Source organism: Megasphaera sp. (assembly GCF_047831605.1).
In the GTDB taxonomy this organism is placed as follows: domain Bacteria; phylum Bacillota; class Negativicutes; order Veillonellales; family Megasphaeraceae; genus Megasphaera; species Megasphaera intestinihominis.
This window is the reverse complement of record NZ_CP181255.1, coordinates 2147893-2172705: the sequence shown is the minus strand read 5'-3', so window position 1 is coordinate 2172705 and position 24813 is coordinate 2147893. Positions and strand designations below refer to the sequence as shown.

Sequence of the window (24813 nt, the reverse complement as noted above, 5' to 3'; positions counted from 1 at the left end):
CTCTACCACTTTGTATTTATTTTTGATTGTTATTAATTTCTGAAACAAGATTGGGCAATTTTACATTAAAAAAATATGCGAGTTCTTTCTTCAGCTCTTTTTTTGCCTTTTTCTCTGGCATATTAAAATAAGCCATAGTCTTTTTTATATCTGCTGTTTCGACAATCTCTTCTAAATCTGTAGAATTTGCTTGATTGCAAGTTCTGTCCAAATAATCAAATAAACCTACCATCGTTTGTCGATTAACACCAAATTTTTCAAATTCTTCTTGTAACGCCTTTTCCAACGGCCTATATGTCCATTGTCCAGTATATCCAGCGGCATCTATTGCACTTGTTAGCGCATGTAATATATTTATATAGCCATCAGGGACATAAAGAGGTGGATAATCAATAATGTAATGATCTTTTTCATAAGATAGTATTTGCAAATCTGTACTTATTCCCCATAATATTCCGTCTGGAGTGCAACACTCGGCTGCATAGTATGTATTCCCCTTATGTGAATCTTTTTCTACCCTGATAACCATATCAGCGTCATCAGAATAATTTTGACCATTACTTTTTTTGTCATCCATTGTGCGCTCTCCTTTACGCCTCCATCTGATCCGTCCACATTTCACATTGCTGAAGGACTGTCTTCATAGCATCCGCCATTCCTTCTGGTGGATAATGATATTTATGCAGTAGCCGTTTAACCATCCGTCTCATACCAGCTCTTGCGGATTCTTTCAAATTCCAATCTACCGTTCTAGATTTACGTAACTGGTCGGTCAGTTCTCTCGTCATTGCTACTAATTGATCATTCGTATATACATCTTTCACTGCTTCGGGACGTGTCAGTGCATCATAGAAGGCCATTTCTTCGTCGGATAACCCTAATGCATTACCGGCCTTACTAGCGTTAGCCATATCCTGCGCCATTTTCATGAGCTCATCGATAACTTCTTCGTTGGTGAGCATGCCGTTTAAATACGAATGCATAGCTTTACTAAGCATATCCGAAAATTTCTGGGATTTTACCAAATTGGTCCGTTGGTAAAGATGGACTTGTTCGGCAATCAATTTTTTCAGGATTTCGATAGACAAGTTCTTCTGCGGCATTTTAGCGATTTCTTTCAGATAGGCCGTATTAAACAGGTTAAACTCTTTATCTGCATCCGTAAACAGATTGATAATTCCGTCACTCTTGACCGTCTGCTTTAATAACTCGTTGATTTGACGATTGATTTCTTTTAACTTCAGTGGTTCCTTGCCCTCCAACTTATTAAGAATCGACCGTACCGTTTCAAAATAGGCTTCCGACCGTCTTTCTTCCGCATTGGCCAAACTTTTACTGAGTGAAAACGCCTGCTTCATCAGCAGAGATTCCGTAAGGAAGTTTTTCTTGATTTCTTCTCGCCCCGGCCGTACCATAAAGTCCACGCCATCACGAATCAGTTCTGCCCGCCGCAGGTCACTGTCTGTCGTCAAGAATTCTTGATAATTAAACCCATAAAATTGTTCCTGGCAGACCTGCAATTTTTCCTTGAATTTTAAATACGCCGTCTTGGCTACATCCATCTGGCCATAGTTCTTTTGGTCCCGCTTGGTGTATTGATTCATAGCTGCTTTTAAGGCCGAAGCAATTCCGATATAGTCCACTACCAGCCCACCGGCTTTATCTTTATATACCCGATTGACACGGGCAATAGCCTGCATCAGGTTGTGACCTTTCATTGGCTTAAAAATATACATCGTAGACAAAGACGGCACATCAAAACCGGTCAGCCACATATCGACTACAATTGCAATTTTCAGCTCACTGGAATTATCCTTAAATTGATTAGCCAGTTCTTCTTTATGGGCCTTATTGCCAATAATTTCTTTCCATTCCGGTGGATCCTGATTGCTCCCCGTCATGACTACCGCGATTTTCTTTTTCCATTCCGGCCGTAGTTCTAATATCTTATGGTAAATATGCATAGCAATGGGGCGGGAATATCCCACAATCATGGCCTTTCCAGATTGTTCATACTGCCGATAGTTTTCATAATGATCGATGATATCCGAGCAAAGAGATGTAATGACTTCATCTCGATCCAAGAGGCTTTCCAAGTTACTTAGTTCGTGTTTACTTTTTTCAATGGCTCCCGGTTCAGCTTCGCTAGCTAGCTCTGCATATTTTTGGTCAATCTGCTCTAATACTTTCTGATCCAGATTGAGCTTAATAACCCGGCTTTCGTAGTAAATAGGCAACGTAGCGCCATCAGCTACAGCCTGTGTCATATCATAGATATCAATATAATCCCCAAACACTTCAATGGTATTTCGATCTTCTAAGGCAATGGGCGTACCCGTAAAACCAATATACGTCGCATTAGGCAGGGCATCTCGTACTCTGCGGGCATTACCGATGGAAATTTTACCAGTTTTAGCATTAACCTTTTCTTCAAACCCATATTGGCTTCTATGGGCTTCATCGGCCATGACGACGATATTTTTCCGTACAGACAACGGTTCGTCCGTTTCTTCGAATTTCTGCATGGTCGTAAAAATGATTCCATTAGCCGTTCTCCCATCCAGCCAGTCCATTAAGCCTATTTGTTTCGAAGCTGCATTCTTTTCGTCTTCAGATAGTTTTCGTTTATCCGCATGAATAGCTGTTTGACGTAAAAAGTCTTTACATTTACTAAACTGAGAAAACAACTGATCATCCAAATCGTTCCGATCCGTGATAACAACCAAAGTTGGACTATCCATAGCCTGCTGCAATAGGTGAGCATAGAAGACCATGGACAATGATTTACCGCTCCCCTGGGTATGCCAGAATACACCGCCTCGTCCGTCTCCCCCTTTGCCACTGGCTTTAACCGTAGATTCTACGGCCTTGCGTACGGCAAAATACTGGTGATACGCTGCTATGATTTTGACATCACCACCACTCTCTTTCGAAAAGCAGATAAAGTTATGCAGGATGTCTAGGAAGCGATTTTTTTCAAACATCCCTTTGAATAAGGTCGTAAAATCGGCAAAGCGGGTTTCTTCATAATTCCCATCAACGGTCTTCCATTCCATAAACCGTTCCAAGCTGGCTGTAATAGAGCCAGCACGGGTCTGGGACTGATCACTGATGACGCAGAAGGCATTATAAATAAATGCGCTCTCGATGGATTTCATATAGTTTTGAATCTGGAGATAGGCATCTTTAATGGTCACTTCATCGTTCTTGGGGGATTTTAATTCAATCAAAACAACGGGCAGTCCATTTAAAAAGATGACTACATCGGCTCGTTTGGTTTCAAAGTCTTTAAAGGTCCATTGATTGGCCACGATAAAACTATTATTGGCCACATGGTCATAATCTACTAATTTAACTAACGTAGACCGTGATGCTTCCCCAGCACGATACGTGACTTCAACGCCATTTTGGAGATAGTCCATAAATACTTCATTTTTAGAAACCAGTGCCCCCGCTTCATAATTTTTTATCTTATAGATGGCTTCATCAATCGCCTGGGACGGCAATTTAGGATTTACAGTTTCCAATGAATTTTTGAGCTGATCTTCCATAATCGGATCTGTAAGATCTCGTGGAAAATCAGGTCCATAACAATATGTATATCCCATATTTTCAAACAATTCTATAATGGAATTTTCATAACTTGCTTCTGTATAAGAAGATTCCATAATGCATCCTCCCATTTCTCGAAACTTTAAAATATCAATTAACACGCTACTCCTTGAATGGATAAACAAGAATTTAGCAGCTTAAATGTCAATGTTAGAGACATCAATTTCACCTGACATGAGTTTTGGAAGTAACGCGTCACGTAAAGAGGCAAGACTTTCATTCTCATCACGATTGTTTATGTAACTTCCAATCAAAGGACTTACTTGGGCTTTCCATTCTAACTGCACTTCAATTGGGGGACACTTAAATAGAATTTTCTTTAAGTTGGTTGCTGGTCGAGCAATTGAAGGAACACCCGTCTGATTGGCATAAGAAAGCAGCTCATGCTGGCCGGAAGTACTGTGGAAGAACATGAGTATGAATTCTGGAACCACTTTGGTTTCATCGCAACGTAAATAGAATTGACGCTGTGATAAAACATAGCGATCATACTTACAACCATCGGGAATCATCGCAACTTGGCCAATATTGCCCGCATGAGTAAATATGATGTCATGAGGATAAACACTTGAATTTTTAAGACGGTCAGCGTGTTCTTCCGTTATGTAGTTGAATTCTGGTTCCTCAAGAAAATACCCACGAAGATGATTGCCGCTTATAATAGGGACACCTTTAGGAACGAATGTCGATACTTTGATATTAGAGCCAAACGGACCCATTGCTACTTTCTCGGCAATGTCATGAATTGTTGTGGCGGGCCAATCAGAGTTTTTAACGAGCTTATTATACAACGTCATTATTTGCTGAAGTAAATTCTTGTTTATTCGATTATTGTTTACTATTTGTTGATCTATTGAATAAAGTACAGCGGTAATCTTTGATTGAACTGCGATTGAGGGAAGTCGGATAGCCATTTTTTTTAAAATTCGCCCAGAAAGGCTTCCGCGCGTACTTGTTCCATCTGACAAGAGTCTAAATTCCTCATATCTATTAGCTAAATTGTAATATAAATACAAAGGAATTACTATGTTTATGTTAGGCTTACAAGCAATTACAGACTGGTTCAAATATGTGTCAGTCATTAAAAAGCTGGCCTGCCCTCTTGTATGCCCTTGTCCGGCAGTTGCAACGACTGTACTGCCTCTATATGCAAATTTAGTCGAAGAATTTTCAACACCTAATTGGGTAATTTTTCTTTCGGTATCATAGATAAAACGCTGAGATGTTTCTCCTGATGAAAGCCATTTCAGACTTCCGCCCCAATATTCTTTATTTTTTGTAGAAGGGGTTCCTCCGCTATATATATTTTCGCATGCCTCTTCTAACGTATAAGTATGCCATTCATTCACTATATCATCTTCCTATCCAATATATTTTTTATGCGCCATCTTCACATTGCTCTGTTTAACCATTGCATACTGAAGCGTCGTATCTATCCGTTTATGTCCGAGCAATTGCTGTAGTTGCTCTATAGGCATGCCTTTGTCAATTGCTTTTGTAGCAAGTGTTCGGCGGAATTTATGCGGATGCACTTTATCAATGTTCAGCTTTTTACCGATTTCCCGTATTCTCGACTCCACACCACCAATTGTTAATCTCAGATGTGGAGACTTTAACGAAACAAACAATGCTTCACAGTTATCACTTCTGCTGTCAAGATACCCCTGTAAGTGGATCTTCGTACGAGCATCAAAATAAACAATTCTTTCCTTGTTCCCCTTACCGAGAACTTTACATTCACGTTCATTGAAATCAATGTCCGATTGATTCAGACGCACTAATTCACCCACACGCATGCCAGTAGAGGCAAGTATGTCAATCAGAGCAAGATCACGTTTCTCATCGCAGCTATCACGCATTTTTTCCAACTCTTCATCAGAATACGTGTCCTTGATACTGATGATTGTCTTTACCTTATGAATTCGACGGATTGGACTTTTAATGAGATATTCCTCATCCTCAAGCCATGAGAAAAAACTGGAAAGGATTCTGCGCACATTATCAATGGTCACCCGGCTGAGACTATTCTGTTTTTGGTAATCCGTCAAATACGACCGTAAATCTTCGGTCATAATGTGCATCACTTCCTTCCCGATATTCGAAAGCATCCGATTTATCGTATTCTGATAGTAGGCCAGTGTCTTCTCAGAACATCCCTCGATTCGTTTAGCCTCTAAAAACTTCTGCAACAGTTCTACGCTGCTTATTTCGTCATTATCAGGCTTGTTCTCCAGATACTTGTCAAGAACAATTTCCAGCGTATGCTCTAGTGCCTTTATCTGTGCATTGTCAAGAAGTGGTAGCATACGCTGTACAACTTCTTGTTTGATGATTTCTCTCATTTTGTCAGTTCTCCTTCCATAATTTTTCCAGAGAACGACATCAACGGCAGTTCCGTTGGTTGTTGCTCCCGCCGTTGGTGGGAGTTATAAACAAGAATTTAGAGGAGCAGCTTGCAACTTTATTTGCCCACAAATTCAAGGATAATATTTCTAAAGCAACTACCAGTACATGCCCAAAACTTGGAGATTTAATTACTATTATTGACAACCGGGGAAAAACACCACCACTTACAACTAACACCTTTGAATACCCAATTATTGACGTCGGTTCCCTTAAGGGTTCTTGCCGTATCATTGATTTTAATAATTGCACGAAATATGTCAATAAAGCTACATATGAAACTTGGTTTCGTCGTGGGCATCCTAAGCCTGGGGACATATTAATTTCAACAGTTGGCAGTTTAGGCGAAATAAAAATATACCTTGGCACGAAAGGATGTATTGCACAAAATGTTATTGCCCTCAGAGCTATCACCATTAGCCCATTGTATCTTTATCAATATTTACGGTTTATTCGTGCTGATCTATTTGCATACAATATTGGTTCTGTACAGCCAAGTATAAAAGTTACACACATTATAAAACATCCAATATTTATTCCTAAAGCAGATGATTTAATTGAATTTGAGAAAATTTCAAGTTATATTACTAATCAATTGTACACAAACTATATTGAGAATGATGCATTGAAAGAAATTCGGGACACGCTATTGCCCAAGCTGATGTCTGGTGAGATCGACGTTTCCAAGATTGTCATTTAAGCCGCTAAATTCTTGTTTATTTTATTATTCAATTGAATTTTATCGTCAATGGTTGATAGTATACTAGCAATTTTATGCTGTTCCTTTAAGTCAAAATCTGGTATCCCATATTCCATCAAGGCTTTCTTATCGCCTCTTGGCATTTTGGTTCCCTTGGCGGTTGCCATTGAATACTCAAAAAACGAGTTATTTGCAAGGACATAATAAAGGTACCGCGGTTCTATATCATTTTTAGCTCTAAACACGAGCACATCATTAGAACATCCACCTTTTTTATTAGCAAGCCATATTTTTTTAAAATACGGTCTAATGTTAGATACTAAGACATCCCCTTTCTCATATTTTTGCGTCTGAATCGTTGTTGGCAATGATGCAGCAATAGTTACTCCATTTTTATTTGGAAGCATATTTTCAGTAGAAATATAATTTTCTCTGGATAGTTCAGCAATCGCAATCTTTTCTTTACAGTAAAAGCAGATATCTGATAGCTTAGATTTCATATCCAATCGCCTCCAGATTTTTCTTAATCGCATCCTCAAGCTCATGGGATTTTTTAAACATCTCCGAAAGCTCACTGGTAAGCCGTTTCATTTTATCATCAAAAGGTTCTCCATCATCTTTCTGCTCTTCAATGCCAACATACCGCCCTGGCGTTAAAATATAATCTTGTTTTGCTATATCTGATGTAGAAACGACAGCACAATATCCTTTTACCGGTTTCAAGGATCCAGCTACAAACTCTTTATAGGTCTGTGCAAGTTTTTGGATATCTCCTAGTTCATCGGATTTATCACTGTCAGTAAGTTCTCGCAGCTTCCGACTAACCATCGTACCCATTTTTCGTGCATCAATGAACAGTGTTTCACCTTTACGTTTCTTATTCTTGTTTAGAAACCAGAGGCAAACCGGAATTTGCGTGGTATAGAATAACTGACTAGGCATCGCAATAATACATTCCACCAAATCTGCATTTACGATATTTTTCCTGATATCACCTTCACCACCAGTATTGGAAGAAAGAGAACCATTAGCAAGTACCATGCCAATTCTTCCTTCTGGAGCAAGATGCCAAATCATATGCTCCATCCAGGCAAAGTTTGCATTGCCTTCTGGTGGCATGCCGTACATCCAACGTTGGTCCTCTTTTAGCTTGTCGCCCCCCCATGGACTGAGATTAAATGGTGGGTTAGCCATAATGAAATCAGCCTTCATTGTCGGATGCTGGTCACTTAAGAAGGTATCCTCTGGAATATTTCCCAGATTTGCATCTATACCGCGAATTGCCAGATTCATTTTAGCCATTTTCCAAGTGGTCGGATTACTTTCCTGTCCAAATACGGAGATATCGTTGATCTTTCCCTGATGGGCTTCGATGAATTTTGCAGATTGTACAAACATCCCTCCGGCCCCACAGCAGGGATCATATACTCGGCCTTTATAGGGCTGCAGAATTTCTACAATCGTACGAACTACACAGGATGGAGTATAGAATTGTCCGGCATTCTTTCCTTCTTGTTCGGCAAAGTTCCGCAGGCAATATTCGTAGGTCCTGCCCAGGATATCTTTTTCATTCGTATCATTCATCTTCACTTTATTAGTGAAGATATCCACCACTTCACCTAGCCGTCTTTTATCTAATTCCGGACGAGCAAAGTTCTTCGGCAAGATTCCCTTTAAGGATTTATTTTCCTTTTCAATGGCAATCATGGCCTCATCAATGATTTTGCCAATTTCTGGTGTATGAGCCGCCTTGGCAATATCTTCCCAGCGGGCGCCATGAGGCACGTAAAAAATATTTTCCGCTTCATATTCATCACGATCTTCTTCAAAGCCTTCGCCTTCTTCGACGAGGGCTTTATATTTTTTTTCAAAACTATCAGATATATATTTGAGGAAGATGAGCCCTAAAATAACATTTTTATATTCAGAAGCATCCATATTTCCACGCAGGACACAGGCAGCGTCCCACAGTTCTTTTTCAAATCCTATATCAGCTGTATTTACATTACTCATTTATTTTTCCCCTTATTTTTTGAAAGCAAATTTATATAATTCTTTAACGTTTCAATCAAATCCCCTTCTGTTTTCCCAGAGCAATGATTGAGTAAATAATCGCGCATTTCTTCATCACAAAGTAATAAAGGAATTCCCTTATAGTCCTTCAAATGTTTTTCTTTCCAATCATTAAAAATATTAAAATCCACCTCAATTAATTTCACTCTTCGTCGTAACATGAATGATAATGCTGGATCATTAATTCGTATAAGGTCATAGTCAATACCTACAGTAGAAATTTGTTGGCTATCATCCAGCACTTCTTCCGAATTCACTTCATCATATGAATCAGATGTTTTGATAGTTTCAGTTAAACTAGCTGGTTCAATTGTTTTGTTTTCATACAATTTATCGATGAGTACAAACACCTGGCTATAATCTAGCCTATCTAAATCAATATCATTAATGGCTCTACCTTCTTTTAAACCTAAAATCCAATCAGCAGATACATGATATGTTTCACTAATTAATCGAAGGTTGTCTACGGTTAAAGCTTGTCTACCATTTTTTATTTTGTTTAGATTCCCCTGGGTCATATGAAGCCTGCTTGCCGTAATAGCATCAGTTTCATCTGCAAAAAGTTCTTTTAATCTGTCACTGACAGAACGTGAATTATCGCACATAATCCACCTCCGGACTACAGCCATCAATTCCAACTATCAGTTCACGATTTTGGAAAGAACTATAATCAATTATTTTCTTAATTCTTCTTTTTATTATCTCAATTTCGGTATTCATTTTCTACCCCATATGCAAAAGTCGAATTAAATAATTCGTACCACGAATATTTATATTATATCACAAATACTCATCATCTATTGGTGAATCGATAAATTTCTTAAGCAAATATTTTATTTATTTAATGAATTTTCACATACCTAATTGGGGTATGTCAAGAATTTTGTGTAAATTTTTTAGAAATCTTTGTCGTATTTTTCCATCAGAGGTCCAAGCCGTTCATCAATGAGCAACTGGTTCCGAATCATCGCCCAATTGGCTAGGCAATGTGAATTCCATTTCTTGTAGAGTTCCAAGATTCGAAGATAGAATATTTTAAAAACAGCGTCTTCATTAGGAAATGAACCTTTCTTCGTAACCTTGCGGAAGCTGGCATTTACGCTTTCGATAGCATTGGTCGTGTACATGACCTTACGTACGGCACGGCCGTAATTAAAGAGCTGCTCAACATGTTGGAAGTTGTTTTCCCAAACGGCGACGGCACCGGGATATTCCTGCCAGTCCTGTTTAAACTGGTCGCCCCCCGCCGTGCTTCTTCCACGTTTACCGCACCATAAATTCCTTTCAGCTGCTTTGTGAAAGCACTCCACTGCTTCCGTGGAATATAACGAATCGAGTTTCGTACGAGATGGACGATGCAACGCTGCACCGTGACGTTCGGGAAAATAGCCTTTGCGCCCTCTTCCAAACCGGATACACCATCGATTGAGAGAATGCCTAATGAGAGAATGCCTAAATCCTCGATGCCACGGGCTTTGAGCTCATCGAAAATCTGCATCCAGGCATGCTTGCTTTCCGTTTCGTTAATCCAAAGGCCCAGTACATCTTTGTGCCCGTTGGTATCGTAAGCTAGCATCACATAGACAGCGACCTGACGGATACCGCGTTCTGTCCGCATAGAAACATAGATGCAGTCTACAAAGGAAAAAGGATAGAATGGCTTCAGCGGCCGTGTGCGCCAGCGATTCACTTCTTCCATGACACAGTCCGTAATGTTCGAAATCTGTTCATGAGAGAGCTGGAAACCATAAATGTCTTCGATGGTGGCGGCAATGTCACGCTGGCTCATACCGCGTGCATACATGGCCAATACTTTGCCTTCAATCGACGACACATCGCGCTGATGTTTCTTTACAATCTGAGGTTCAAACTGGCCCTGACGGTCCCTGGGGACACGAATAGGGACTTCGCCCAGCGAGGTTTTCAACGTCTTCTGGGAATACCCATTACGAGCATTTGTTGAATCTTCTAAATGCCCATTTTTTTCATAACCGAGGTGATTCTGCATTTCCCCTTTCAGTACGGCTTCAAAGATAGGGCCGAAAACCTGCTTCAAGGCATTCTGTATGTCCTGAGCATCTTTAAGATCATAGTTTTCAAGAATCTGCTGAGCAATTTGTTCTCCGAATGTCGGCGTAGATTTTTTACGTTTCGTCATGAGTACCATCCTCAATATTTGATTACCCAATTATGGAGGATAAATTTGATTTGTGCAATAACTGGTTTACACAAACTATTTTACACTCCCGATGGCAGCAAAAAAACTGCCGCCCAAAGCCAAAGCTCTGTGCGGCAGCACTTTTTTCTCTATTCCAGCAGACATCGCAATACATTCAGTCCCCGTTTGATAATGCGGCGGACTTTGCTTTTTTCGATGCCATATTTTTTCGAAATATAATCGTAGGTCTGGTTATGTATGTAATGCGCGACGATAAGCGTCCGCTGCGTTTCATTCAATCTGTTCAGGGCTTTCCACACCTGTTCTTTTTTCTCCTGTTTCAGCAGGCAGTGTTCCGGCGTTTCTTCTTCCGGCGCAGCCCAATTATAGGGGAAATCGGTGACGATATCCGATTCGATGATGTTTTTCTGGACGCGTTTCCAATAACATTGTTTCCGGTAACTTTCACATTCAAAAGCATTGTGTACAGCCGCCAGCAGTTGCCGTTGTACATTGTTCTTTCTGTAGTCGTTCTGGTTGTCTTTTTTATTTAGGTCAAAAGTAAAAATACAATCGACGATAGCATGATCAGCCGTCGAAATGGCTTCTTCGAGTGATTCGTAATACACATAATATTTTTTTACATATTTACGAATCAAAGGTTCAAATTCACGTAATAAGAACAAAACAGCTTCATGATTTCCGTGCTGTGCTTCACGCACGCAGTGTCGCAATGATATGGTCACGTAATCCTCTCCTTACCTTAAAATCAAATTAAGACCTCTTTTCTGAATTTATCTTAGCAAATTTTAATCTTTGGCAAAATGCGAAAATACCCTGGGCCGATATGCGGCCCAAGGCATCTCTATTCGGTTACGCTTATTCGAGCGTTTCGACTTTACGGGTTACGATCTGGCTCGACTTGAGACCGGTCAGATTACCGCCTTCGGTCGTAGCAAAAATCTTGCTGTCGACGATGGTCTGCGCGGCTGTATCGACGGTTTCTTTCGTCAAATCAGATTTCGGATTGGAAATGGAGTAGCTGACATTTTTGCTGGCTCCGTCCACAAATGTAAGCTGTAACGTTTTCGTTTCCGATTTAATGGCCATGGTAATTCCTCCTTTCTTTGGTATTATGAGAAGAGCAACCTCTCCGGCCCTTCGGGCCACCTCCAGCTCAGCTCTCCGTTTTGGCAACCGCCCTGTGCTTCCCTGTGGTCAGCACCTGACGGGCCAAAAAGGGCCTATCAGGGGAGGCTAGGCTCCCTTTGTAGGGGAGTTGTCAGCGAAGCTGACTGAGAGGTTCTTCCCTTACGCCGTGATTTCGTTTTCGACGACTTCATGGATACCCGTGATGGGGTCTTCATAAAGCGTACCGATGGCGTTGACGGCGGTGACGACGTTTGCCGGTTCGACGCCGGTGACGAGGTTACGCATCTGTACGGATTTTTCGCACAAATTGTCATTTTCGTCGTTGTAGCTGATGACCAGCTTTAACTTGCTGGAAATCGCTTTGCGTTCTGCTGCCATAGTTCATTTCTCCTTTCTTTTCGTATATGAAGAGCCTTCGTAGCTCATAAAAGCCTGCCATTATACCTGAATAGGCTGTGGTTGAATCTCTCTAGCGGGCTTCCCACGCGGAAGCCCCTACGCACAAGGCCTTCGGCCGTGTATTTTTTTGCGACCTGCCGCCTGCGAACTGCGAACTGCGTTCATTTTTTTATCGCCTAAAAGCCTGCCATTATACTTGAATAGGCTGTGGTTGAATCTCTCTAGCGGGCTGCCCACGTGGAAGCCCCTACGCACAAGGCCTTCGGCCGTGTATTTTTTTGCGACCTGCCGCCTGCGGCCTGCGAACTGCGTTCATTTTTTCATCACTTAAAAGCCTGCCATTATACCTGGATAGGCTGTGGTTGAATCTCTCCAGCGGGCTGCCCTTTGGGACAGCCCCTACGCACAAGGCCGATGGCCGTGAATTTTTTTGGTCCGCAGGACCGCGGCGAAACCGCATCCGTAGGGGCGCCACGTGCCTTTTCAGCCCGTCAGGTCATGACTGCAAAGAATGTCAAGACGGTTGCTGAAACGGACCGCCGTAGAGGGGGCGCCCGCTACGCGCTGAGGGCTTCCCGAAGCGATGTTGTTAGTTTGAGTCTGACGCCGCGCAGCGGCATTTGAGTCCGAGGCGGCCGGCCACCTGCGAACTGCGGCCTGCGTTCATCATGCCGCCTGAGCGCCATGCATCTGGTGCGGGTACTGTATGATGCCCGTCGCGATGGCCCGGGCTGCTTCGTCGCGGTGGGCGTCGTAGCGGCGCCAGTCGAAGTCGTTGTCGATGAAACAGACTTCGACGAGGACGGCAGGCATGATGGTATTGCGCAGGACAAAGAGTCCCGGCCGTTCCTTGAGTCCCCGGTTGGGCAGATTCAGGACGGCTTTCAAATTGCTCTGGATGCAGTGCCCCAGCATGAGGCTGCCGGTGGACCCGGAAATAAGCGTTTCCGTGCCGCTGGCCCTGCCATTGTAGGCGTTGAAATGAATGGATACGAAGAGATCACATTCGGCCTGATTGGCCTGGTCGCAGATACGATAGAGGTCATCGTCCTGCCCAAAGACAACGGCTATTCCATTTCGTTCTAAATATTGCTGGACACCCAGGGCCAATTCATAGGCCGCATCACATTCACACAGATTCAGGCGGCGATTGACGGCGCCCGGATCCAGCTGCCGGTCGTGCCCGGCATTGAGATATACTTTCATAGCACTCCTTTCGATAGTATGGCCTGACGGCCGTTTTGTTGTTCATCGTAGGTCGTTCGTCGTTCATCGAGTTTGAGGCTTAACGGCCCCGCCGGTCGCAGGCCGCTTCGGAAAAAGCCGTAGCTCGTTGTTCGTGGTTCGTGGTTCGTAAAAACCTGCCATTATACCTGGATAGGCTGTTGTTAACTCTCTCTAGCGGGCTTCCCACGCGGAAGCCCCTACGCACAAAGCCATCGCCGTACATTTTCTTTGCGAATTGCGAACTACGTTGATTTTTTATCGCCTGTATGCGATATGTAGGGGCGTGCACGTGGCGCGCCCGCCGTGACCTCTGTGCATAGCCGGAATTTATGACGAATGGTTCGTAAAAACCCACCATTATACCTATACCAGGATGGGCTGTGATGAAACCTCGCAGCGGGCCGCACAAGGCTCCCTTTATAGGGGAGCTGGCTGCCAAAGGCGGTCTGAGAGGTTAAAGGCCGGCCCCTACGCAGCCCCAGTCGGGGCTATTTTTACAAGCTGAGGGCTTCCCGAAGCGATGTTGTCAATTTGAGTCTGTCGCGGCGGAACGCCGCATCTGATTCCGAGGCGAACTGCCGCCTGCGACCTGCGGCCTGCGAATCCCAATTTACTGCCTCATATGGACGCTGGCGGTCGTTCCTCCGATGGCGATGCCCTGCATGGGCCTGTGCTTTACGGCCGGACAGGGGCAGTGCCCGCGTCCGCAGTCCGGATAGGGCCTAATCGGCAGCAATACGGCACTGGCTCTCTGTAGGATGAAAATGAGCTTCCTTTTGTCGAGGTTCCTCAAAAATCTTAATATCCGGTTCATTCTCGTCTCCTTTCTCTCATTGGATTTTAGACATATACAGCGTAATGACGCCGCGTTTATCGAGTTTCATATAAGTCATATAGCCGTCTTTCCGTTCCAAGTCTTTCTGCCGGTCGGTCATACAGTTAGAGATTTCCAACTGGTTCCGTTCGATGACGGACAGGCTGATTTCCGGGAAAAAACTGCGGGCGAATCGGATGAGTTTCTCCGACAGGTTCAGCCCTTCGATGGGACGCCCTTCCAGCAAGGCATTCCGCGTATCTTTCAGCCGATTGATGTGGCGCTGGGGCACGGTCTGCGCCGGTCCGGCCTGAAAGACCTGGGGACGGCGGTTCTCGCGGACGATGGCATACCATTCTTCCATGACTTCGGCAATGGATGGCTCGAATTTACATCGTTTTAACAAGCGATGCAAAAGAGATTCCGCTTGCTGTGCCGTCATCGTTTCGGGCAGCATTTCTTCGAGCATCTTCAGCTTGTAATCGTTGCAGCTTCTCTCTCCGGGCTTCATGTAACACCGCATCAAGGTGCTCGTAATATTCTCTCTGGTTACGTGCATAAGCGTCCTCCTTCTTCATAGGACGGCCGTTGCTGTTCTTCAAGATGGCCTGGATATACTTGATGTTGTTGACCCCGTTTTCATGGGCCAGTTCAATGGCAATACAGGTCGACTCGCTGCCCCACAATTTCTCTAAATCAATGAGCTGTTGGGCGAACTCGCCCTGCATGGGACCAAAGAGTTGTTGATATTTCTGGACCGACGCGTAGTCACGCATGACTTTCGGCATCGTCACAGGTTCGCCGTCATAGACCGGCGCTTCTTCTGCCGTCATGGCCATTTCATCAGAAGCTGACGTTGCCGTCATGACAGGCGCCGCATCCACCGAACTATCTTCCCGCTGAGCTTGGCGCTGCCTCTCACGGTAGCGGCGGACCCGTTCTTTCGTCTGTTCCCGCTTCTTTTCGTCGCGCTGGAAATCCTGTAATTCATCCCAGATGGCAATGCGGATAAGACCGCTTTTGTCGCGTTCGATGAGTTCCAGTTTTTCCAACAGTGTCAACCCTTTTTCAATGAAGGGTCGGCGGCGGTGCAGGCACTTGGCAATGAGCTGCGTCGTCATGGCTTCCTGTCCCGACACGTAGACAAGGCCGTTGTCATTAACCGTCCCGGCCATGTCTTTCAGGAAAAACCAGAGGACGATGTACGAATCGCCGTTCGCCTGATTCATCAGACAAAGCATACGGGGATCTGAAAAAAGTCCCGTCCTGGTTTTCAGCCATTGCAGCCTTCTCATTATCAGCACCTCGTTTCCGTTTCGGTTTGGGCTTTTGCCCTTGACACCCATATAAGAGAAAAAGCTGCGGACATGTGTCACCTTTTTTTAAGCGTATGCTTTAAATTTTTATGTATGTTTTCTCTTCTTTTTTCCCTTTCTCTTTTCTTCTCTTTACAGGTAACGCGTTACAGAAGTATGGGAAGCAGCAAAAAAGGGACTATCGCATATGCGACAGTCCCTTTTAAGTTGTTAGTGGCTAGCAGTTAGTGGTTAGCGGATAGCTTAAAATTTAAAAGTTTTCTCTGCAAATTATAAAGCAACAGGGACAGTCGCATGATGGTCAAAACCTTCGTGCGACTGTCCCTGTTTTTCTGAGCTGCCTATGCGGCAGTTAACCAAGGAAGAATCCCTGTTTTTCTTTTTCAAAATTTCTAAGCTGCCTACACGGCAGTTAACAGGTTACTCTTATTTAACCAAAATTTCAGGCATTTGTCAAAAGGCTTGATTTACCAGGCCTGCAGGCAAAGAAAAAATTTTAGGTCAAAAAATCGTGAGTCTGTCGCGGCGGAACGCCGCATCTGAATCCGCGGCGGCCTGCGAACTGCGAACGGCGGCCTGCGTCCTTTAATCATTTATGTTCCACTTTATGTGTCACTGCGCTCAAGGCCGCTGCGACGGGACCCATACCGCGCAGGACCATGGGGAAAAAGAGGAAGAGGACACCCATGGCGCCGACGTTGGCCGAAATGACGATGACCGCCATCCCGGGCTGGCAGACGGTCCCAAAGAGAAGACCGTTCGGGCAATTCGCCTGAACGGTCTGTCCGGCATCGGGGCCATCTTCCATGCGCAAGGTGACGATCTGATCGCCCACACGGCTTCCGTCTTCCTGCAGATTATCGCGGACAATATCGACGACGCGGGCCTTTTCAAAGACCCGGCCATCGCTGTTGACCAGCTGCGGCTTATCGACCTGGTTATACTGCCAGAGGAAAAGGCCGCCGGCCACCATCAGCACGACGATGACGACCAGGCGGAACCAGCGGGAGTGGATCATGCTCAATTACGTAAAAATGTCAGTCCTGTTCATTTCCCTTATGCCGCCAATAGGCCGCTTCGACGGTATCCTTCTCCACGCCTTCCCCCTTTTCCAGGGCACGGGCATAATTCTTCATGCCCTCTTTATAGCCAGACGCAGCCGACTGGGCGAACCAATACGCCGCCTGACAGAGGTCATGGCGGACGCCGTGGCCGTCGCGATAGAGGACGCCCAGGTTATTCTGAGCCGGTCCGTCACCAGCCATGGCAGCTTCGTAATACCAGTGCGCCGCCAGTTCCCAGTCCTGGGGGACGCCGCGGCCCGTCTCATAGAGGTATCCCAGGTTGTTCTGGGCAATGGTCTGGCCCTTCCCGGCGGCCTGGGCATACCAATAGGCGGCCTGGTCGTAATCCCGCTTGCCGGCATAGCCGAACTGGTACATGATGGCCGTATTGCACTGGCCGTCGGCATCGTCGTGCCGCGCCGCCCGGCCGTACCAGTGCAGGGCCTGGGCATAGTCCTGGGGCAGGCCGCATCCCGTTTCGTAAAGATGGCCCAGATTGTTCTCGGCTGCGCCGTAGCCTTGATTGGCGGCCCGGAGGTACCAGTACACGGCCTGTTCCAAGTCAATCTCTATCCCCAGACCGTGTTCATACTGATAGGCCAAGTTGTACTGACTGGCGGCGTGCCCCTTCTGGGCGGCCCGGTGATACCAATAGATAGCTTTCCTATATAAAACATCTTTATCTTCTATATCCGCATCGAAAGCTTCAAAAAAATAGTCATCGCCCATGTCACACTGCGCTTGAGCATCGCCTTCAAAAGCTTTCCGTTCTTTTTCATCCATAAGTGTGTCTCCTTCCTGACAGATTAAGTGTAGCGAAAGGCCCCTTCCTTTGTCAAATATATTTTTTGACTTTTCTTCTTTTGACCTATTGACTTTTTGACTTTTAACGGTATAATGATACTAGAGCTTGAGGAAAGCTCCTAAGAATGATTACTTCCACCATAAGTAAGGAGGTCTTAATTATGGGAAACGAAAAATATACGCAAAAGGTCATCGAAGCCTTCCAGTCTGCCCAGCAGATTGCCGCGCTCCATTATAACCAGGAACTCTCGTCGGTCCATATGCTCATGGGCTTGACGAAAGAACCGGAAGGCCTGCTCAATACGATTTTCTCGGAATGTCACACTGACGTCCCCATGCTCCAGGCCCGCTTGGAACAGTTATTGAAGAAAATCCCGTCTGTCAAAGGCTCCAGCCAGTTGTCCATGTCGACAGAAATGGTCCGTGTCATCGGCAAGGCTCAGCAGTTGGCCGACTCCATGCACGATGAATATATCAGCACGGAACATATCCTCATGGGCATCGTCAGCGAAAGCGACGACGAAGTCCAGCAGTTGTGCCGTGAATTCGGCTTGACTCAGGACAAGATCATGAGTACCATTAAAGCCAACCGCAAGGCCAACGTCAACAGTGATAACCCGGAAGAAAACTACAAGGCCCTGGAAAAATACGGCCGCGACTTGACCGCTGCTGCCCGCCAGAATAAATTGGACCCGGTCATCGGCCGTGACGACGAAATCCGCCGCACCATCGAAATTCTCTCGCGCCGCCGTAAGAACAACCCGGTCCTCATCGGTGAACCGGGTGTCGGCAAGACGGCTATCGTCGAAGGCCTGGCCCGCCGTATCGTCAGCGGCGACGTCCCGGAATCGCTGAAGAACAAGACCCTCTACTCCCTCGATATGGGTTCCCTCATCGCCGGTGCCAAATACCGTGGCGAATTTGAAGAACGACTCAAATCGGTCCTCAATGAAATCGCCAAATCGGACGGCCAGATTCTCCTCTTCATCGATGAAATCCACACTGTCGTCGGTGCCGGTGCCTCTGAAGGCTCCATGGATGCAGGCAACATCCTGAAACCGATGCTGGCCCGCGGTGACCTGCGCTGCATCGGCGCTACGACGCTCAATGAATACCAGAAATACATCGAAAAAGATGCCGCTTTGGAACGTCGTTTCCAGCCGGTCATGGTCGATCAGCCTTCTGTTGAAGACACGATCACCATTCTCCGTGGTCTGAAAGAACGCTACGAAGTCCATCATGGCGTCCGCATCCGTGATAAAGCCCTGGTCGCTGCCGCCGTCTTGTCGGACCGCTACATTTCCGACCGTTTCCTGCCCGATAAGGCCATCGACCTCGTCGACGAAGCTGCCGCCAAACTGCGTACGGAAATCGAATCCATGCCGACGCCGATTGACGAACTGCGCCATAAGATCATGCAACTGGAAATCGAAGAACAGTCCCTGAACAAAGAAACGGACGACGCTTCCAAAGAACGCCTGGCTAAGATCACGGAAACGAAGAATGAATTGAAAGAAAAGGAAAGCAAGCTCAAAGCCCAGTGGGATAAAGAAAAACAGTCCATCCTGCGCATGCAGGGCCTGAAGAAAGAAATCGACGCCGTCAAGAGCGACATGGCCCAGGCAGAACGCAATTACGACCTGGCCAAGGCTTCGGAATTGAAGTACGGCAAACTGCCGGAACTGCAGAAACAGTTGAAGGAACAGGAAGCCTACCTGGCTGAACACCAGGATTCGCAGCTCCTCAAAGAAGAAGTCGGCGAAGAAGATATCGCCCAGGTCGTCAGCCGCTGGACGGGTATCCCGGTCACCAAGATGATGACGGGCGAACGGGAAAAACTCCTGCACCTCGACGAAACGCTGCATAAACGGGTCGTCGGCCAGGACGATGCCGTCCGCGTCGTGAGCGATGCTATCATCCGCGCCCGTGCCGGTATCAAGGATCCGAACCGTCCGATTGGTTCCTTCATCTTCCTCGGCCCGACCGGTGTCGGCAAGACCGAACTGGCCAAGACCCTGGCTGAAGCCCTCTTCGATGATGAACGCAACATCATCCGTATCGATATGTCGGAATACATGGAAAAACATACCGTATCCCGCCTGATCGGGGCTCCTCCGGGATATGTCGGCTATGATGAAGGGGGCCAGCTCACTGAAGCCGTCCGCCGTCGTCCGTACAGCGTCATCCTCCTCGACGAAATCGAAAAGGCCCATCCGGACATCTTCAACGTCCTCTTGCAGATTCTCGATGATGGCCGCCTGACCGATGGCAAAGGCCGTGTAGTCAACTTCAAGAACACCATCATCATCATGACCAGTAACCTCGGCTCCCACGAAATCCTCGAATCGAAGGATTACGACGAAGCCAACAAGAAAGTCCGTGAACTGCTTAAACAGTACTTCCGTCCGGAATTCCTCAACCGTGTCGACGACATCGTCGTCTTCAAAGCGCTCCAGAAAGACCAGGTACGCAATATCGCCGCTATCCTCCTGGAACGCCTGGGCAAACGTCTGGAAAAACAGGTCAAGATCCACCTCACCTGGACCGACGAAGCCCTGCAGGAATTGGCCGACAAAGGCTTCGACCCGCAGTTCGGTGCCCGTCCGCTGCGCCGTCTGATCACGCATACCGTCGAAACGGCCCTGAGCCGCGACATCATCGCCGGTACTATCCGTGAAGGCGATACAGTCACCATCGGCTACGACGGCAATGGCTTCACCTTCACGCCCATGCGTGCCCATGCCGCGTGAGTGTGGCGAGCTATTAGCCGTTAGATGTTAGCTGTTAGTATGTGGAAAACGCTGTCAGACACTAACCCCTAGCTGCTAGGCCCTAACCCCTGGCAGTTGGCGGTCAGCGGCTAGCAGTCAGCTGTCAGCAGTGAGTGGCTGGCGGCTGGCGCATAAAGGACCCGTTCCTGATGCAAAAAAACATCGGGAACGGGTCTTTTTTTCTGTTTACATCGGCCCGAAAACAGTATATAATAAGCTGTAACTAAGTAACGGGTGGAGATTTATGAATAACACATTAGGAAAACATGTACTCATCGATTTTTATAACTGCAAGGCTTCCTTTTCGGAGGCCGAAGATTTGCAGCCCTTGGTAGAGCGCGCGTTCGACCTCGTCGGCGCCCCTGTCGAAGGGATTACATTCTTCCATATCGACGACGAACTGACGTGTATTGCCGTTTCCGGCAACGCACATATTTGTATTCACGCCTATCCTCCCCTGTCCTACGTGGCAGTGGACATCTACAGTTTTAATATCGACCTCAAGACGAGCCAGATCATGAGCACCCTGAAGGTAAACCTCCGCTCAGACCGCATCAAAGCGACAAGTATCCGCCGCGGTGATTTCGGCTCTATCCGAGACATGCGCCCGAAACGCAAATCGAAGATCACGACGGCACGGCGCATGAAAAACACCGGTGCACGCATCAAGAAGACGAGTGTGAAGATGTTCAACATCCTCCGCCATCCGCAGAAGGTACGCCGGGCACATCGGACGACGAACAAGTAACACGTTTGCAGATGAAAGGGTTTGTTGGTCATGTATATGGTATCGTTAAAACAGGCTGCGGGCATTGCCCGGGAGGAAATGACGTCCCTCGACGCCATTACAGCGGAATTGCTCAATTTCATACAGTTGAAGAGTCAGCGCTTATATATGCATTCCCTGCAGGTCGCTAACTACAGCGTCAGCGTCGCCGCCAAACTGACGCTGCCCAAGAGTGAAATCGAACAAGTGAAATACGCAGCACTCCTCCATGACGTGGGCCTGCTCTTCGTGTCCAATACCCTGCTGGCCAAGATGCCCTATCTCAACCGCTCGGAAAAGGCGCAGTACAAGCGCCACGCCGCAGCCGGCGGCAACATGCTGGAAAACATCCCCTGCTGCCAGGACATCGTGCCTTACATCCGCTATCACCACGAACACTGGGACGGCTCGGGCTTTCCCAAACACCTGCGCGGCGCCAATATCCCCTTGGGGGCGCGCATCATCGCCGTCGCCGATTACTACGACATGATCATCAACCCGTCGGCAGAATTCTGGGCGAAAACCAAAAAACAGGCCGTCCGCGAACTCTTCAGCGCGTCGGGCCTGCTCTTTGATCCGGAAGTGGTCAAAGCTTTTATTGAAACATTAGGTTAATAACACATTGTAATCAAAAAGCGCTGTTGCATGAAGACAGCGCTTTTTACGTTCATCGTAGGTCGTTCATCGTTCATCGAATTGAAGAACGCCGGCCGCCTGCGAACTGCGTTTATTTTATGGTGCACCGCTGGCGATGACGAGGCCCGTCACGCTGGCGGCGCCTTTTTGTTTCAAGGCATGAGCGCAGGCTTCTAAGGTCGCACCAGTCGTGAAGATGTCGTCGACGAGGAGGATGTGTTTTTTATCGACGTCGATGGTTTCTTTGACGGCAAAGGCATCGTGGACGTTCTCGGTCCGCTCGTCCCGCCGGAGCTGCCATTGGACTTTCGTCGGCCGCAGGCGCTGCAAGGCGTCGCACCAGGTCCAGCGGGCCGAGGCCCAGTCGCGAAAGAGGGCTTCGGCCTGGTTGAAGCCGCGGCGCTGTAATTTTTCCGGTGCCAGCGGCACGGGGACGACGACGTCGATGCGGGCGAACCGTTCCGGCCAGGGGAAGCAGTCGAGCAGGATCCGGCAGGCCTGGCACTTCCCTGGCTTGCCGTTATATTTGATGTCGTGCAGGACATGGCGCATGGCGCCGCGGTAATCGGTCAGGCAGTAACAGGCGCTGAGGTGCCTCACAGCCGGCGTCTTGTTGATGCGCCGGGGATGCCAGATGGCAGCCAGACAGGCCGGGCACCAGTCGCCATCATGGGCTACCATGGCACCGCAGGACGGACAGCGCGGCGGATATAAGAGGTTGAAAAGCTGCGTGATCAGGGACATGGTCTTCCCTCCCTAGACGATGAGTTCTCCTTGCAGGCGTGGGATGAGCAGTGTGAAGCGGCGGCTCGTGCGCTGGTTCTGGACGGCTGTCTGGACGGCCCGCTTGGTGCCGACGAGGATGACTTTGCGCTTGGCCCGAGTGACGGCCGTATAGAAGAGGTTGCGCTGGAGCATGATGGCGTGGCTGTTGACCAGGACCATGATGACCGTGTGGTATTCACTGCCCTGGCTCTTGTGGACGGTAATGGCATAGGCCAGGGTGATTTCATCGACTTCCTGGCCTTCGTATTTGACATCCTGTTCGGGATAGCGGACATAGACCATGTCCTTCTGGATGGCAAAGATTTCACCCATATCGCCGTTGAAGACGCCTTTTTCATAGTCGTTGTGCTTCTGCATGACCTTATCGCCGACGCGGAAGACGACGTTCTTCCCTTTCAGTTCGGCCTTCCCTTCGGCCGGCGGGTTGAACCGTTCCTGGATGAGCTGATTGAGGTTATCTACGCCACAGGGGTTCTTATACATCGGCGACAAGACCTGGACGGCGAATTTATCGCCCGTTTCCAATAATTCGCTGTTATAGAGGGCGCTTATCTTTTCGGCGCCGTCGGCTTCGTTGTCGATTTCGACAAAGCGGAATTCCGTGTCTTCATTGACGACGGGCAGGCGGCCGCTGTTGATGAGATGGGCATTTGTGACGATGCGGCCCCCTTCTTTCTGACGAAAAATCGTATCCAGGCGGACGACCGGGACCTGACCGGACGCGATGATATCGTGCAGGACGGCGCCGGCCCCGACCGATGGCAGCTGGTCGGCGTCGCCGACGAGGATGCAGCGGCACTGCGGCTTCAGAGCGCTGAGGAGATGGTACATCATTTCCATGTCGAGCATGGATACTTCATCGACGATGACCAGGTCGGCCGGCAGCATCTTCGTTTCGTTGTATTCAAAGACCTGCATGGCCCCGACGTGGCCGTCGGGAACGAGCAGGCGGTGGATGGTCTTGGCCTTGCGCTGCGTCGTTTCGGCCAGGCGCTTGGCCGCCCGTCCCGTCGGTGCACAAAGCAGGATGCGCAGGCCTTCCTGTTCGGCCAGGCGGATGATGGTCTGGACGACAGTCGTCTTGCCCGTCCCAGGGCCGCCGGTGATGACGGTCATGCCGGACTGCAGGGATTTCTCTACGGCTTCGCGCTGCTTGTCGGCCAGCTCGAAATGGCGCGCATCCTGCCAGCGGTCGAGGAAGAGCTGGACGTGAGTCTTCATGGGCAGGGGCTTCATATTCCCCATTTCGCCGATGCGCCCGGCAATATATTCCTCTTCTTCATAGGCTTCCGGCGTGTAGACGTACAAAGTCCCTTCAAAATCGGCCGTACAGAGCTGGCCCACTTCGATGGCTTCCCGGAGGATGTCGTGCAGCCCCAGGGCATCAGCCTGGAGGATGAAAGCCGCCCGCCGGACCAGTTCCGTATCTGGGATACAGACGTGGCCATTCTGGGTCATCGTCCGCAGGACATAGGTCAGGCCGGCGCTGAGGCGCTGCGGGTCCTGCCGGTCCATGCCGTAGGCCAGGGCAATCTGGTCGGCCGTCTTGAAGCCGATGCCGTCGATTTCAGCGATCATGCGGTACGGTTCTTCCGTCAGGACGTAGTGGACGTCGTCGCCGTATTTCTGCAAGAGCCGGCTGGCATAACGGCCGGCGACGCCGTGCTGTTCCAGGTCATAGGCGATGTCGTTGACCTGTTTTTCTTCATAGAAGGATTCCGTAATGACAGCCAGCTTCTTAGGGCCGATGCCTTCGACTTCCAGGAGCCGCTGCGGGTCTTTTTCCAGTACGGCCATGGTATCCTTGCCAAAGGCTGCGACGACGCGGTGGGCCAGGGCCGGTCCCATGCCCTTGACGGCGCCGCTGCCCAGGAAGCGTTCGATGCCGTCGACCGATTCGGGGATGATGCGGCTCCAGCCGTCAGCGGCGAACTGGCGGCCATAGCGCTTATGCTGGACCCAGTGGCCCTTCACTTCCAGGCGGTCGCCGACGAGGGGTTTCGTCCCGTGGCCGGTGACGGTATACGTCGCATCATCGTCTTCATCGTGCAGGCGGAAGACGCGGTAATCCGAATCGGGCGCTTCAAATAAGAGGCGTTCCGCAATGCCTCGTACTACGATTTGTTCCATCT

Annotated in this window: 21 protein-coding genes and 1 pseudogene; 4 read left to right on the top strand and 18 right to left on the bottom strand. The window is 47.8% G+C overall.

Features of this window, described 5'->3' with window-relative positions; translation table 11 throughout:
- Positions 1 to 16 precede the first annotated feature (16 nt).
- The 4 genes from ACFWUB_RS10345 to xerA all read right to left on the bottom strand — a co-directional run bounded on the left by ACFWUB_RS10345 (position 17) and on the right by xerA (position 5954).
- Complete coding sequence (locus ACFWUB_RS10345; protein WP_416183918.1) at positions 17 to 577, bottom strand: hypothetical protein; 561 nt, start codon at positions 575 to 577, stop codon at positions 17 to 19.
- Positions 578 to 590: 13 nt separating this feature from the next.
- Positions 591 to 3668 (bottom strand): type I restriction endonuclease subunit R, encoded by a 3078-nt coding sequence (locus ACFWUB_RS10340; protein WP_416183917.1) that lies wholly within the window; start codon positions 3666 to 3668, stop codon positions 591 to 593.
- An 81-nt stretch (positions 3669 to 3749) separates the two neighbouring features.
- Complete coding sequence (locus ACFWUB_RS10335; RefSeq protein WP_416183916.1) at positions 3750 to 4961, bottom strand: restriction endonuclease subunit S; 1212 nt, start codon at positions 4959 to 4961, stop codon at positions 3750 to 3752.
- Between the two features lie 12 nt (positions 4962 to 4973).
- Complete coding sequence (xerA, locus tag ACFWUB_RS10330; RefSeq protein ID WP_416183915.1) at positions 4974 to 5954, bottom strand: site-specific tyrosine recombinase/integron integrase; 981 nt, start codon at positions 5952 to 5954, stop codon at positions 4974 to 4976.
- A gap of 59 nt (positions 5955 to 6013) precedes the next feature.
- Between xerA and ACFWUB_RS10325 the strand changes: the two genes are divergently transcribed.
- Positions 6014 to 6715 carry a restriction endonuclease subunit S gene (locus ACFWUB_RS10325; RefSeq protein WP_416183914.1) on the top strand — a complete coding sequence of 234 codons (702 nt, stop codon included), beginning with the start codon at positions 6014 to 6016 and terminating at the stop codon, positions 6713 to 6715.
- Here ACFWUB_RS10325 and ACFWUB_RS10320 read toward each other — a convergent pair.
- The 12 genes and pseudogenes from ACFWUB_RS10320 to ACFWUB_RS10265 all read right to left on the bottom strand — a co-directional run bounded on the left by ACFWUB_RS10320 (position 6712) and on the right by ACFWUB_RS10265 (position 17701).
- Complete coding sequence (locus ACFWUB_RS10320) at positions 6712 to 7215, bottom strand: restriction endonuclease subunit S (protein ID WP_226886746.1); 504 nt, start codon at positions 7213 to 7215, stop codon at positions 6712 to 6714. The genes ACFWUB_RS10325 and ACFWUB_RS10320 overlap by 4 nt on opposite strands.
- Complete coding sequence (locus ACFWUB_RS10315) at positions 7205 to 8728, bottom strand: type I restriction-modification system subunit M (protein ID WP_416183913.1); 1524 nt, start codon at positions 8726 to 8728, stop codon at positions 7205 to 7207. Before ACFWUB_RS10315 ends, ACFWUB_RS10320 begins: the two co-directional genes overlap by 11 nt.
- Positions 8725 to 9393, bottom strand: coding sequence for a helix-turn-helix domain-containing protein (locus ACFWUB_RS10310; protein ID WP_416183912.1), 669 nt, complete (start codon positions 9391 to 9393; stop codon positions 8725 to 8727). Before ACFWUB_RS10310 ends, ACFWUB_RS10315 begins: the two co-directional genes overlap by 4 nt.
- A 291-nt stretch (positions 9394 to 9684) precedes the next feature.
- Positions 9685 to 10946 (bottom strand): annotated as a pseudogene (locus ACFWUB_RS10305) (IS256 family transposase).
- Between the two features lie 149 nt (positions 10947 to 11095).
- Positions 11096 to 11692, bottom strand: a complete 597-nt coding sequence (locus ACFWUB_RS10300) for an RNA polymerase sigma factor (RefSeq protein ID WP_416183911.1) — start codon at positions 11690 to 11692, stop codon at positions 11096 to 11098.
- A gap of 133 nt (positions 11693 to 11825) precedes the next feature.
- Complete coding sequence (locus ACFWUB_RS10295) at positions 11826 to 12056, bottom strand: DUF2922 domain-containing protein (RefSeq protein WP_292300832.1); 231 nt, start codon at positions 12054 to 12056, stop codon at positions 11826 to 11828.
- Between the two features lie 201 nt (positions 12057 to 12257).
- Positions 12258 to 12476 (bottom strand): hypothetical protein, encoded by a 219-nt coding sequence (locus ACFWUB_RS10290; protein ID WP_302491453.1) that lies wholly within the window; start codon positions 12474 to 12476, stop codon positions 12258 to 12260.
- A 687-nt stretch (positions 12477 to 13163) separates the two neighbouring features.
- The gene (locus ACFWUB_RS10285; protein WP_416183910.1) at positions 13164 to 13703 is read right to left on the bottom strand and encodes an N-acetylmuramoyl-L-alanine amidase family protein; all 540 of its coding nucleotides are present in this window, start codon (positions 13701 to 13703) and stop codon (positions 13164 to 13166) included.
- An 851-nt stretch (positions 13704 to 14554) separates the two neighbouring features.
- A complete protein-coding gene (locus ACFWUB_RS10280; RefSeq protein ID WP_301877542.1) occupies positions 14555 to 14944 on the bottom strand; it encodes a hypothetical protein in 390 nt (129 codons plus the stop codon).
- Positions 14928 to 15767 carry a phage replisome organizer N-terminal domain-containing protein gene (locus ACFWUB_RS10275; protein ID WP_416183909.1) on the bottom strand — a complete coding sequence of 280 codons (840 nt, stop codon included), beginning with the start codon at positions 15765 to 15767 and terminating at the stop codon, positions 14928 to 14930. The genes ACFWUB_RS10280 and ACFWUB_RS10275 overlap by 17 nt, the downstream gene beginning before the upstream one ends.
- Positions 15768 to 16443: 676 nt before the next feature.
- Complete coding sequence (locus tag ACFWUB_RS10270; protein ID WP_020310847.1) at positions 16444 to 16872, bottom strand: hypothetical protein; 429 nt, start codon at positions 16870 to 16872, stop codon at positions 16444 to 16446.
- 19 nt (positions 16873 to 16891) lie between these two features.
- Complete coding sequence (locus tag ACFWUB_RS10265; protein ID WP_416183908.1) at positions 16892 to 17701, bottom strand: tetratricopeptide repeat protein; 810 nt, start codon at positions 17699 to 17701, stop codon at positions 16892 to 16894.
- Positions 17702 to 17883: 182 nt separating this feature from the next.
- Between ACFWUB_RS10265 and clpB the strand changes: the two genes are divergently transcribed.
- The 3 genes from clpB to ACFWUB_RS10250 all read left to right on the top strand — a co-directional run bounded on the left by clpB (position 17884) and on the right by ACFWUB_RS10250 (position 21874).
- On the top strand, positions 17884 to 20472 hold the full coding sequence (gene clpB / locus ACFWUB_RS10260) for an ATP-dependent chaperone ClpB (RefSeq protein WP_302681476.1): 2589 nt from the start codon (positions 17884 to 17886) through the stop codon (positions 20470 to 20472).
- A 265-nt stretch (positions 20473 to 20737) separates the two neighbouring features.
- Positions 20738 to 21241, top strand: coding sequence for an S-adenosylmethionine decarboxylase family protein (locus tag ACFWUB_RS10255; protein WP_292106713.1), 504 nt, complete (start codon positions 20738 to 20740; stop codon positions 21239 to 21241).
- Between the two features lie 30 nt (positions 21242 to 21271).
- The gene (locus ACFWUB_RS10250; RefSeq protein WP_020310851.1) at positions 21272 to 21874 is read left to right on the top strand and encodes an HD-GYP domain-containing protein; all 603 of its coding nucleotides are present in this window, start codon (positions 21272 to 21274) and stop codon (positions 21872 to 21874) included.
- A 117-nt stretch (positions 21875 to 21991) separates the two neighbouring features.
- On the opposite strand, the gene ACFWUB_RS10245 is transcribed toward ACFWUB_RS10250, so the two are convergent.
- Positions 21992 to 22639: a ComF family protein gene (locus ACFWUB_RS10245; RefSeq protein ID WP_292298713.1), complete on the bottom strand. Its 648-nt coding sequence runs from the start codon at positions 22637 to 22639 to the stop codon at positions 21992 to 21994.
- 12 nt (positions 22640 to 22651) lie between these two features.
- Positions 22652 to 24811, bottom strand: coding sequence for an ATP-dependent RecD-like DNA helicase (locus ACFWUB_RS10240; protein WP_020310853.1), 2160 nt, complete (start codon positions 24809 to 24811; stop codon positions 22652 to 22654).
- Positions 24812 to 24813: the final 2 nt, after the last annotated feature.

What these genes read in the sequence shown, in the direction of transcription:
- ACFWUB_RS10290 (WP_302491453.1), bottom strand. Translation starts at nt 12,476, where the DNA reads ATGGCAGCAGAACGCAAAGCGATTTCCAGCAAGTTAAAGCTGGTCATC.
- clpB (WP_302681476.1), top strand. Translation starts at nt 17,884, where the DNA reads ATGGGAAACGAAAAATATACGCAAAAGGTCATCGAAGCCTTCCAGTCT.
- ACFWUB_RS10245 (WP_292298713.1), bottom strand. Translation starts at nt 22,639, where the DNA reads ATGTCCCTGATCACGCAGCTTTTCAACCTCTTATATCCGCCGCGCTGT.
- ACFWUB_RS10295 (WP_292300832.1), bottom strand. Translation starts at nt 12,056, where the DNA reads ATGGCCATTAAATCGGAAACGAAAACGTTACAGCTTACATTTGTGGAC.
- ACFWUB_RS10340 (WP_416183917.1), bottom strand. Translation starts at nt 3,668, where the DNA reads ATGGAATCTTCTTATACAGAAGCAAGTTATGAAAATTCCATTATAGAA.
- ACFWUB_RS10310 (WP_416183912.1), bottom strand. Translation starts at nt 9,393, where the DNA reads ATGTGCGATAATTCACGTTCTGTCAGTGACAGATTAAAAGAACTTTTT.
- ACFWUB_RS10255 (WP_292106713.1), top strand. Translation starts at nt 20,738, where the DNA reads ATGAATAACACATTAGGAAAACATGTACTCATCGATTTTTATAACTGC.
- ACFWUB_RS10320 (WP_226886746.1), bottom strand. Translation starts at nt 7,215, where the DNA reads ATGAAATCTAAGCTATCAGATATCTGCTTTTACTGTAAAGAAAAGATT.
- ACFWUB_RS10265 (WP_416183908.1), bottom strand. Translation starts at nt 17,701, where the DNA reads ATGGATGAAAAAGAACGGAAAGCTTTTGAAGGCGATGCTCAAGCGCAG.
- ACFWUB_RS10285 (WP_416183910.1), bottom strand. Translation starts at nt 13,703, where the DNA reads ATGAAAGTATATCTCAATGCCGGGCACGACCGGCAGCTGGATCCGGGC.
- ACFWUB_RS10275 (WP_416183909.1), bottom strand. Translation starts at nt 15,767, where the DNA reads ATGAATCAGGCGAACGGCGATTCGTACATCGTCCTCTGGTTTTTCCTG.
- ACFWUB_RS10250 (WP_020310851.1), top strand. Translation starts at nt 21,272, where the DNA reads ATGTATATGGTATCGTTAAAACAGGCTGCGGGCATTGCCCGGGAGGAA.
- ACFWUB_RS10315 (WP_416183913.1), bottom strand. Translation starts at nt 8,728, where the DNA reads ATGAGTAATGTAAATACAGCTGATATAGGATTTGAAAAAGAACTGTGG.
- ACFWUB_RS10270 (WP_020310847.1), bottom strand. Translation starts at nt 16,872, where the DNA reads ATGATCCACTCCCGCTGGTTCCGCCTGGTCGTCATCGTCGTGCTGATG.
- xerA (WP_416183915.1), bottom strand. Translation starts at nt 5,954, where the DNA reads ATGAGAGAAATCATCAAACAAGAAGTTGTACAGCGTATGCTACCACTT.
- ACFWUB_RS10345 (WP_416183918.1), bottom strand. Translation starts at nt 577, where the DNA reads ATGGATGACAAAAAAAGTAATGGTCAAAATTATTCTGATGACGCTGAT.
- ACFWUB_RS10240 (WP_020310853.1), bottom strand. Translation starts at nt 24,811, where the DNA reads ATGGAACAAATCGTAGTACGAGGCATTGCGGAACGCCTCTTATTTGAA.